This is a genomic window from Stenotrophomonas sp. AS012628 (genome assembly GCF_010608305.1).
Classification (GTDB): domain Bacteria; phylum Pseudomonadota; class Gammaproteobacteria; order Xanthomonadales; family Xanthomonadaceae; genus Stenotrophomonas; species Stenotrophomonas geniculata.
Genome location: NZ_VMBJ01000269.1, coordinates 1 through 226 on the forward strand (window position 1 = coordinate 1; position 226 = coordinate 226).

The 226-nt window shown below is 68.1% G+C and carries 1 protein-coding gene; it reads right to left on the reverse strand.

Features of this window, described 5'->3' with window-relative positions; translation table 11 throughout:
- The coding region (locus G5A07_RS22325) for a hypothetical protein (protein WP_223107878.1) at window positions 1-197 on the reverse strand (197 nt) is incomplete at its 3' end.
- Window positions 198-226 lie beyond the last annotated feature (29 nt).

Below are 226 nucleotides of genomic sequence, written 5' to 3' on the forward strand. Positions count from 1 at the left end.
GGTGACCCGCGCAGGCGGGTCACCTGCCATGCGGCGGCGTCTCGCAAATTCCGCACCCTCGACGGCTGCTGGCGGCTAGAAGTAGCGGCGGTTTGAAACTCGCCGTCGACGCCGGAAGCCCGTGAGGAAAGCGAGACGACCTTGGAATACCTGGTGTGGTCGCTCCCGTTCGTCGTCGTCGCGGCGCTGATTGCCACGGGACGCGCGTCCTCCACCACGGTGGGGC